The 9,244-nt window shown below is 70.5% G+C and carries 8 protein-coding genes; 5 read left to right on the forward strand and 3 right to left on the reverse strand.

Annotated features, from left to right (window positions below; all coding sequences use genetic code 11):
• Nucleotides 1-236 precede the first annotated feature (236 nt).
• Nucleotides 237-1,058, reverse strand: a complete 822-nt coding sequence (locus ACFV6V_RS21625) for a class I SAM-dependent methyltransferase (RefSeq protein ID WP_385567348.1) — start codon at nt 1,056-1,058, stop codon at nt 237-239.
• A 280-nt stretch (nt 1,059-1,338) separates the two neighbouring features.
• Here ACFV6V_RS21625 and mshA point away from each other — a divergent pair, with 280 nt between their 5' ends.
• Nucleotides 1,339-2,706 carry a D-inositol-3-phosphate glycosyltransferase gene (gene mshA, locus ACFV6V_RS21630; protein WP_385567350.1) on the forward strand — a complete coding sequence of 456 codons (1,368 nt, stop codon included), beginning with the start codon at nt 1,339-1,341 and terminating at the stop codon, nt 2,704-2,706.
• The gene (locus tag ACFV6V_RS21635; RefSeq protein WP_385567353.1) at nt 2,699-3,214 is read left to right on the forward strand and encodes a YbjN domain-containing protein; all 516 of its coding nucleotides are present in this window, start codon (nt 2,699-2,701) and stop codon (nt 3,212-3,214) included. Before mshA ends, ACFV6V_RS21635 begins: the two co-directional genes overlap by 8 nt.
• Here the strand turns inward: ACFV6V_RS21635 and ACFV6V_RS21640 are convergent.
• Nucleotides 3,211-4,530 (reverse strand): MDR family MFS transporter, encoded by a 1,320-nt coding sequence (locus ACFV6V_RS21640; RefSeq protein ID WP_385567354.1) that lies wholly within the window; start codon nt 4,528-4,530, stop codon nt 3,211-3,213. The genes ACFV6V_RS21635 and ACFV6V_RS21640 overlap by 4 nt on opposite strands.
• A gap of 152 nt (nt 4,531-4,682) precedes the next feature.
• Between ACFV6V_RS21640 and ACFV6V_RS21645 the strand changes: the two genes are divergently transcribed.
• Entirely contained in the window at nt 4,683-5,444 is a 762-nt protein-coding gene (locus ACFV6V_RS21645; RefSeq protein WP_361283161.1) for a phosphoglyceromutase, read from the forward strand.
• Nucleotides 5,445-6,213: 769 nt separating this feature from the next.
• On the opposite strand, the gene phoU is transcribed toward ACFV6V_RS21645, so the two are convergent.
• Entirely contained in the window at nt 6,214-6,894 is a 681-nt protein-coding gene (gene phoU, locus ACFV6V_RS21650) for a phosphate signaling complex protein PhoU (RefSeq protein ID WP_385567357.1), read from the reverse strand.
• A gap of 206 nt (nt 6,895-7,100) precedes the next feature.
• Between phoU and ACFV6V_RS21655 the strand changes: the two genes are divergently transcribed.
• Both ACFV6V_RS21655 and ACFV6V_RS21660 read left to right on the forward strand, forming a co-directional pair.
• Nucleotides 7,101-8,501, forward strand: coding sequence for a sensor histidine kinase (locus ACFV6V_RS21655; protein ID WP_385567360.1), 1,401 nt, complete (start codon nt 7,101-7,103; stop codon nt 8,499-8,501).
• Nucleotides 8,498-9,178 (forward strand): response regulator, encoded by a 681-nt coding sequence (locus ACFV6V_RS21660; RefSeq protein ID WP_385567362.1) that lies wholly within the window; start codon nt 8,498-8,500, stop codon nt 9,176-9,178. The genes ACFV6V_RS21655 and ACFV6V_RS21660 overlap by 4 nt, the downstream gene beginning before the upstream one ends.
• Nucleotides 9,179-9,244: the final 66 nt, after the last annotated feature.

Raw genomic sequence — 9,244 nt, forward strand, 5'->3', positions numbered from 1 at the left:
CTCCGGACAACACCGTCACGTCACGTGTGTCACACGGAATATGATTGACCGTCAGTAACTTAGCTTCAACGACGCGATGGTGCCATGCCCTGTGGAAAACCGACAGGGGCACCTGCCGGTCACACACATCCCGTCCATCGCGTGTCCATCTCGTTCATTCCGTCCATCCGTCACAGACGAACGAACCCACCATCACGTTCCCTTGGTCCGCGAATCCCCCGGGTGCCGCCTGCCGTTCAGCGGAGACCGGGCGCCAGTGCGGACCAGTTCACGGTCACTTCGCCCTGCCGCCACCGCCGCAGCCCGTCGGAGCCCGTGCCGGTCAACGGCCAGTCGGCCGACAGATCCCGTACCGTCCTGAGCCAGCGCTGCCGCGCGCCCAGTGAGGCATACGGCGCGGCCGCCGCCCACGCCCGGTCGAAGTCGCGCAGAAACGTGTGCACCGGCTCGCCCGGCACATTGCGGTGGATGAGCGCCTTGGGCAGTCGCTCCGCCAGGTCCGACGGCCGGTCCAGTGCGCCGAGCCGGGTCGCGAAGGTCACCGTGCGAGGGCCTTCGGGGCCCAGCGCCACCCACACATGGCGCCGGCCGATCTCGTCGCAGGTGCCCTCCACCAGCAGTCCGCCTGGCGCGAGCCGGGCGCACAGGCGCTGCCAGACGGCGGCGACCTCGTCCTCGTCGTACTGCCGCAGCACATTCGCCGCCCGGATCAGCAGGGGCCGCTGCGGCAGGGGGACCTCGAATCCGCCGTGCACGAAGCGCAGCCCCTCGCGCTCGTAGGGGCGGGCGGCCGCGACCCTGGCGGGCTCGATCTCGATGCCGACGACCTCGGTGCGCGGTTCGGCGGTACGTAGCCGCTGCATCAGCTCGACGGCGGTCCAGGGTGCGGCGCCGTATCCGAGGTCCACGGCGACGGGGGCGGCGTCCGAGCGGCGCAGGGCCGGGCCGTGCACGGCCGCGATCCAGCGGTCCATGCGGCGGAGCCGGTTCGGATTGGTCGTCCCACGGGTCACCGCGCCCACGGGTCGGGTCGGGGGCGGGGTGGGGCGCGGCGGCATGAGAAAGAGGGTAAGGGAGGGTGGGAACGAGATCCCGTCCGCGCGACACGCCCGACCCGATTGGCAATGTTTAGGCAAAGTGAGTCGCTGAAGGGAAATGGAAGCGGGCGCCACTGCTGTTGAGGCGCTTGCAGGGACGTACGTGCCCCGCCGAGCCATGTCCGCACGTCGGAGCCATGGCCCGCAGCCCGACCCGCACACCCGCACACCCGTACAGCCCACAGCCAGCCCAGAGCACCAGCCACAGAGCCCGAGCCCACGCCCGGAGAGGACCGTCCACGTGAGCCAGTACGTGTCCCGGCTCGCCGGCGCCTTGGCGGCGCCGCAGCGGCGGCGGTTCACCGGCCTCACCGGCCAGCACCGCAGACCGCGCCGTATAGCCATGCTGAGTGTGCACACCTCCCCCCTGCACCAGCCGGGCACGGGGGACGCGGGCGGTATGAACGTGTACATCGTGGAGCTCGCCAAACGGCTCGCCGCCATCAACATCGAGGTGGAGATCTTCACCCGGGCGACCGCGGGCGGCCTCGCCCCCCTCGTCGAACTGGCGCCCGGTGTGCTCGTCCGGCACGTGGACGCCGGACCCTACGAGGGGCTGGCCAAGGAGGACCTCCCCGCCCAGCTGTGCGCCTTCACCCATGGCGTGATGCAGGCATGGGCGGGACACCGCCCCGGCCACTACGACCTGGTGCACTCCCACTACTGGCTCTCCGGCCATGTCGGCTGGCTCGCCGCGGAGCGCTGGGGCGTCCCGCTGGTGCACGCCATGCACACCATGGCCAAGGTCAAGAACGCCGCGCTCGCCCAGGGCGACACCCCGGAGCCGTCGGCCCGGGTCATCGGCGAGACCCAGATCGTGGCCGCCGCCGACCGGCTGATCGCGAACACCGCGGAAGAAGCGGGCGAGCTGGTCCACCACTACGAAGCGGACCCCGCCAAGGTCGCCGTCGTGCACCCGGGCGTGAACCTGGACCGCTTCCGCGTCGCGGACGGCCGCCGTGCCGCCCGGGCCAGGCTCGGGCTCCCGCAGGACGCCCTGATCCCGCTCTTCGCCGGCCGTATACAGCCGCTCAAGGCCCCTGACGTGCTGCTGCGTGCGGTCGCGCTGCTGCTGGACGAGGACCCCTCGCTGCGCCGCCGCATGGTCGTACCGGTGGTCGGCGGGCCCAGCGGCAGCGGCCTCGCCAAGCCGGAGGGCCTGCAGAAGCTGGCGGCCCGGCTCGGTATCGCCGACGTCGTGCGGTTCTGCCCGCCCGTCACACAGGGGCAGCTGGCGGACTGGTTCCGGGCGGCGTCCGTGCTGGTCATGCCCTCGTACAACGAGTCCTTCGGACTGGTGGCGATCGAGGCCCAGGCGACCGGCACCCCGGTCGTCGCGGCAGCGGTGGGCGGTCTGCCCGTGGCCGTGCGCGACGGGGAGACCGGCCTCCTCGTCCCCGGCCACGATCCGGCCGACTACGCGCGCGAGCTGCGCCGCTTCGCCGACGACCCGGGGCTCACGGACCGGATGGGCGCCGCGGCGGCGCGGCACGCCCGGGGATTCGGCTGGGACACGGCGGCGGCGGGGACCGCGGAGGTGTACACCGCCGCGATGCGGGAGCGCGCGATGCGGGAACGGCGCCGTCACGTACGCTCCCACCATGGCTGACGTTGAGGAGATCTCCGGGATCGTCGAGGCGTATCTGAAGGACGCCGAGCTCCAGTGGGAGAGCCCCTCGCCGGGCACGTACGTCGTCACACTCCCGGGCACCCGCAAGCTCTCCACGACCTGCTCGCTCCGTGTCGGCCGGCACTCCCTCTCCCTCAACGCCTTCGTCATCCGCCACCCGGACGAGAACGAGGCGGGTGTCCACCGCTGGCTGCTCGAGCGCAACCTCAAGCTGTACGGCGTGGGTTACGCGGTCGACCAGCTCGGCGACGTCTATCTGACGGGGCGGCTGCCACTCGCCGTGGTCACCCCCGAGGAGCTGGACCGGCTGCTGGGTACGGTCCTGGAGGCCGCCGACGGCGACTTCAACTCCCTGCTGGAGCTGGGCTTCGCGAGCGCGATCCGCAAGGAGTACGCCTGGCGGGTCGCGCGTGGCGAGTCCACGCGCAACCTGGAGGCGTTCACCCGGCTGATCCAGGCCCAGCCCTCGGAGGGCAACGAGTCCTAGACGGCGGTTCTCACGGGGTCCGCGGCCTCCTCGGCTTTCTCGGTCTTCCCGGCCGCCGTGGCCACCACGGGCTCGGTGGGCTCCGATAGCGGCCCCCGCTCCGGCGGCAGTCCGCGCATCAGCAGCCAGTACCCGAGCGCCGCCACCGTGCCGAGCGCCGCGCACGAGCCCCACAGCCACGCGGTGCCGAAGTGGTCGATGACGTACCCCGCCATCAGCGGGGCGACCAGCGCGGCGAGTGACCAGGACAGGGAGTAGACGCCCTGGTAGCGGCCACGGCCGTGGACCGGGGACAGCCGGGTCACCAGACCCATCTGGGTCGGCGCGTTCACGATCTCGGCCAGCGTCCATACGCAGACGGTCAGCGCGTAGACGCCGATCGATCCGGCGAACGCCGTGAGCCCGAAGCCGTACCCCCCGAGCAGCGCCGAGATCACCAGCAGCCGCCGCGGGTCGCGGTGCTCGATGAAACGGGTCACCGGGATCTGGAGGAGCACGATCAGTACGCCGTTGGCGGCGATGACGAGCCCGTAGTCGGACGGCGACCAGCCGCTGAGCCCCATGGTGACCGGCAGGCTCACCGTGCCCTGCATGAAGAGCAGGGCGATGAGGAAGGACAGCCCGACGACCCCCATGTACCGCCCGTCCCGCAGCACGGTCCCGAGCCCGACGGCGGGCTCCGTCCGCTTGTCCGTCCCGGCTTCCCCCTCATCGGCGCGCTTCGGCCGGGACTCGGGCAGCTTCACGTAGACCAGCACCGCGCAGGCGAGGGTGAGTGCGGCCTCGCCCAGGAACCCGGCGAGATAGCTGTGCTCGGCGACAAGCCCGGCGGCGACGGCGGAGAACGCGAAGCCCAGGTTGATCGCCCAGTAGTTCAGCGAGAAGGCGCGCACCCGGTCCTCGGGCCTGACGATGTCCGCGATCATCGCCTGCACTGCCGGCCGGGAGGCGTTGCTGGACATCCCGACCAGGAAGGCGACGGCGGCGATCGCCACCGGGCCCTCCACAAAGCCCAGCAGAGCCGTGGACAGCGCGGTCGAGAGCTGGGCGATCAGCAGCGTGGGCCGCCGCCCCAGCCGGTCGGCCATCACCCCGGCGCCCAGTGACGAGACCACGGAGCCGAGGCCGTCGAGGGCGACGACGAGCCCGGCGTACGAGGCCGAGTATCCGCGGTCCAGGGTGAGGTAGATGGCCATGAAGGTCGCGACGAAGTTGCCGAGACGGTTGACCAGGGTGTTCATCCACAGCCACCAGAACGCCCGGGGAAGACCCGAGACGCTCTCCTTCAAGGCGTGTTTGAGCGCGGCTGCGGACATGGGATCCCCCGGGCGGTGGTGAGTGGCGCATCAGCACTGGTAAGTGGCTCAGTGGCGATCGGCAACTTACGCGCCCCTGTGTCCGCAGGGCTACTCAATTGACGCCGGACGTCAATCGTCGGCCGTCCGGACCGTCTATTAGGCTCGGGGCCATGGCCGACGCGACATACAAGCTGATCCTCCTCCGCCACGGCGAGAGCGACTGGAACGCGAAGAACCTGTTCACCGGCTGGGTGGACGTGAACCTCACCGAGAAGGGCGAGAAGGAGGCAGTCCGCGGCGGTGAGCTGCTCAAGGACGCCGGCCTGCTCCCCGACGTACTCCACACCTCGCTCCAGAAGCGCGCCATCCGCACCGCGCAGCTCGCCCTGGAGTCCGCCGACCGTCACTGGATCCCGGTGCACCGCTCCTGGCGCCTCAACGAGCGCCACTACGGCGCCCTCCAGGGCAAGGACAAGGCCCAGACCCTCGCCGAGTTCGGCGAGGACCAGTTCATGCTGTGGCGCCGCTCCTACGACACCCCGCCCCCGCCGCTCGCCGACGACAGCGAGTTCTCGCAGGCCGCCGACCCGCGCTACGCCTCCATTCCCCCGGAGCTGCGCCCGCGCACCGAGTGCCTGAAGGACGTCGTCGTCCGCATGCTCCCTTACTGGTACGACGGCATCGTCCCGGACCTCCTCGCGGGCCGCACCGTTCTGGTCGCCGCCCACGGAAACAGCCTCCGCGCGCTGGTCAAGCACCTGGACGGCATCTCGGACGCCGACATCGCGGGCCTCAACATCCCCACCGGCATCCCGCTCGCCTACGAGCTCGACGCCGACTTCAAGCCGGTCAAGCCGGGCGGCACGTACCTCGACCCGGACGCCGCGGCGGCGGCCATCGAGGCGGTCAAGAACCAGGGCAAGAAGAAGTAGCGCTACCTGAATAAGCCCCCTACCTGCGGGTTCTCCGCTGGGAGGGGGCTTGTCGGCTTCCTGGGGCCGCTTCCGGGCCGTGAAGCGCTAGCCCCGCACCGGCATCTCCTGCCCCACGCAGTACGTGTGGAGTTCGGCGACCGTCAGGTTGTAGACGCGCTGTTCGGGACGCGCGTACCGGAACCAAGCTGTCGCCCGGCACGGCGTCTTTCTTAGCGCCTTGAGCTTGCGGCGGCTAAGGGCGGTCCGCTGTTTGTGGTTCCTGGGGCCCGGCGTGTGGGCCGTCTCTGGGCCCTCCGAGGACAGCAGGTCAGTCGAGGTGCCCAGCCTTCTGATCAGGGGCAAAAAGCGAGCCCGCCAACCCAGGGCAAGAAGTAGGTACCGCCACGCATGAAGGGCCCTGCCCCGGGTGAATGACGCATTCACCCGGGGCAGGGCCCTTCGTCCTATGCGGTGCTACGCCGTTCCATGCCGTCCTTAGGTGCTCGACGGCAGTCCGGCTGCTGCGGTGTGATCAGCCGCCGCACTGGCACGGCCCGCCGGACTGGCAGCCGCAGCCGCAGCTGGAGCCGCAGCCGCAGGCTCCGAGGATCGGCAGTTGGCGCGATGGGGGCACCACTTCAACAGACACGTTCTGCTCGCGCACGTCGGTCGCGGGGGAATCTGCCATGCGGGTCGTCCCTCCTCCTGGGCGTACTCGTGTCGCCTTACCCCATTGCATGCCCACTCAGCCGGGCGCATCAACGGCGCACGGAAGTGCGGCTACGCGTTACGCGCCCTCGACCGGGCCGGTGTCCGCCTGGAGCTCGTCCGCGTGCTCGCCCGTCACCAGGTAGACCACGCGCTTGGCCACCGACACCGCGTGGTCGGCGAAGCGCTCGTAGTAGCGGCCGAGCAGGGTCACGTCGACGGCCGTCTCGATGCCGTGCTTCCAGCGGTCGTCGATCAGGTGCTGGAAGAGCGCCCGGTGCAGCAGATCCATCTCGTCGTCGTCCGTCTCCAGCTGCAGCGCCAGATCCACGTCCTTCGTGATGATGACCTCGGCGGCCTTCGCCATCAGACGCTGCGCGAGCTGCCCCATCTCCAGGATGGTGGCGTGCAGGTCCTGGGGGACGGCGGTGGCCGGGAAGCGCAGCCGGGCCAGCTTGGCCACATGCTGGGCCAGGTCGCCCGAGCGCTCCAGGTCGGCGCTCATCCGCAGCGAGGTCACCACGATGCGCAGGTCCGTGGCGACCGGCTGCTGGCGGGCCAGCAGGGCTATGGCGCGCGCCTCCAGGTCGTGCTGGAGATCGTCGACCTTCTGGTCGGCGGCGATCACGGTCTCGGCGAGCTTCAGATCCGCGTCGAGGATCGCGGTCGTGGCACGCCCGATCGCCGATCCGACCAGCCGGGCCATCTCGACCAGGCCCTCGCCGATCGAGTCCAGTTCCTCGTGGTACGCGTCCCGCATGGGAAGTCCCTCTCTGATACGAACGAACCCCGGGTGGGATGAGTGGGTTGAGCCTCCCACGCCGCCACGGTCGCTCCCGTACGCGTACGGCCCCTCCCGCCGAAGTGAACCGCCACTTTCCCCTCAGTGAACTCTGGGCGACGAGTACCCGAGGTGCCACCCGGATGGCTGGGAGAGTGTCCCTGGGCCCGCATAACCTGGATGGCATGGACGTGAACGCGGCGGTCGCCGCATTGGCAGCGATCGCCGGGGTGTGCACCGGCGTGATCGCCATGCTGGCGTTCCGCTGGAGCGAGCGCGACCAGGCAAGGCCCACCCGTACCTCCCTGCACACGGACGCCGCGCTGCCGCCCGGCGTCGACACCGTGCTCTCGGTGCTCCGCTCATCCGCGGTCGTCCTCGACGAGAGCGACTCCGTGGTCAAGGCGAGCTCCGCCGCCTATGCCCTCGGCCTGGTCAGGGGCGGGAAGCTGGCCGTGGAGCAGATGCTGCACATGGCCCGCGACACCCGCCGTGACGGAGAGATACGGCAGGTCGAACTCGACCTGGACCGGCGCGGCACCGGCCGTGGCGAGGCGCTCGCCGTCTCCGCCCGGGTCGCTCCGCTGGGCTCCCGGCTCGTGCTGCTCCTGGTCGACGACCTCACCGAGGCCCGCCGTATCGAAGCGGTGCGGCGCGACTTCGTCGCCAATGTCAGCCATGAGCTCAAGACACCGGTCGGTGCGCTCTCGCTGCTCTCCGAGGCGGTCATGGACGCCTCGGACGACCCCGAGGCGGTCATGCGCTTCGCGGGCCGTATGCAGATCGAGGCCACCCGCCTCACCAATCTCGTACAGGAGCTCATCGATCTCTCGCGGGTGCAGAACGACGACCCGCTGGAGGACGCCGAGCCGATCCGGGTGGACGAGCTGGTCGCCGAGGCCATCGACCGCTCCCGGCACACCGCCTCCACCAAGCAGATCACCATGGCCGCGGGGGGCACCGCCGACCTGTACGTCTGGGGCAATCGCGGCCAGCTTGCCGCCGCACTCGGCAACCTCGTCGAGAACGCGGTCAACTACTCCCCGGCCCGCACCCGCGTCGGCATCGCCGCGCGCCGTGTCCCGGCACACGGCGGGGACGCGATCGAGATCGCCGTCACCGACCAGGGCATCGGCATCTCCGAGAAGGACCGCGAGCGGATCTTCGAACGGTTCTACCGGGTCGACCCCGCCCGCTCCCGGGCCACCGGGGGTACGGGCCTCGGCCTGGCCATCGTCAAGCACGTGGCCGCCTCGCACGGCGGGGAGGTCACGGTGTGGAGCACCGAAGGCCAGGGCTCCACCTTCACTCTGCGGCTGCCGGAGGCCGGCTCCGTACGGGACCGCACGAACACCGGCGGAAACGCCGCCACGACGCTCACTGACGTCGCTGTCGGCGGTGCCGATGACAGCGACGCCGACGCCGACGTCGCTGACATCGTCGACGACGCCGACAGTGCCCATGACGGGGCGTACGACCCTGAGCCGGACGCCGCTCCCCACCACCCCGATTCCCGCCACCGCCCCGGTCCAGCACCCAGGACCACCACACGTGAACCACTGCCTGCCCCGGAGGTCCTTCCGTGACCCGAGTGCTTGTCGTCGAGGACGAGGAGTCCTTCAGCGACGCTCTTTCCTACATGCTCCGCAAGGAGGGCTTCGAAGTCGCCGTCGCGACCACAGGGCCCGAGGGGCTTGACGAGTTCGAGCGCAACGGCGCCGACCTCGTGCTCCTCGATCTGATGCTGCCGGGCCTGCCCGGCACCGAGGTCTGCCGCCAGCTGCGCGGCCGGTCCAATGTCCCCGTGATCATGGTGACCGCGAAGGACAGCGAGATCGACAAGGTCGTCGGCCTGGAAATAGGAGCCGATGACTATGTGACGAAACCCTTCTCCTCGCGGGAGCTCGTCGCCCGGATCCGCGCCGTGCTGCGGCGCCGCGGTGAGCCGGAGGAGGTGACACCGGCCGCGCTCGAGGCCGGTCCGGTCCGGATGGATGTCGACCGCCATGTCGTCACGGTCGCGGGCGCGAAGGTCGACCTGCCGCTCAAGGAGTTCGACCTGCTGGAGATGCTGCTGCGCAACGCGGGCCGGGTGCTGACCCGTATGCAGCTGATCGACCGGGTCTGGGGCGCGGACTACGTGGGCGACACCAAGACGCTGGACGTCCACGTCAAGCGCCTGCGCGCCAAGATCGAGCCGGACCCGGGCGCTCCCCGGTACCTGGTCACGGTACGAGGCCTCGGGTACAAGTTCGAGCCGTAGGCGGGCCCGGGCCCGGACGGGACCTGATCACACCTACGGCGGCGCCCCACCGGATCCATCCAGTGG

Origin of the sequence: Streptomyces sp. NPDC059828 (assembly GCF_042731955.1) — a bacterium.
In the GTDB taxonomy this organism is placed as follows: Bacteria; Actinomycetota; Actinomycetes; order Streptomycetales; family Streptomycetaceae; genus Streptomyces.

Excerpts from the sequence above, each read along its gene's own strand:
- ACFV6V_RS21625 (WP_385567348.1), bottom strand. The coding sequence starts at position 1,058 with ATGCCGCCGCGCCCCACCCCGCCCCCGACCCGACCCGTGGGCGCGGTG.
- ACFV6V_RS21635 (WP_385567353.1), top strand. The coding sequence starts at position 2,699 with ATGGCTGACGTTGAGGAGATCTCCGGGATCGTCGAGGCGTATCTGAAG.
- ACFV6V_RS21640 (WP_385567354.1), bottom strand. The coding sequence starts at position 4,530 with ATGTCCGCAGCCGCGCTCAAACACGCCTTGAAGGAGAGCGTCTCGGGT.
- ACFV6V_RS21645 (WP_361283161.1), top strand. The coding sequence starts at position 4,683 with ATGGCCGACGCGACATACAAGCTGATCCTCCTCCGCCACGGCGAGAGC.
- phoU (WP_385567357.1), bottom strand. The coding sequence starts at position 6,894 with ATGCGGGACGCGTACCACGAGGAACTGGACTCGATCGGCGAGGGCCTG.
- ACFV6V_RS21655 (WP_385567360.1), top strand. The coding sequence starts at position 7,101 with ATGGACGTGAACGCGGCGGTCGCCGCATTGGCAGCGATCGCCGGGGTG.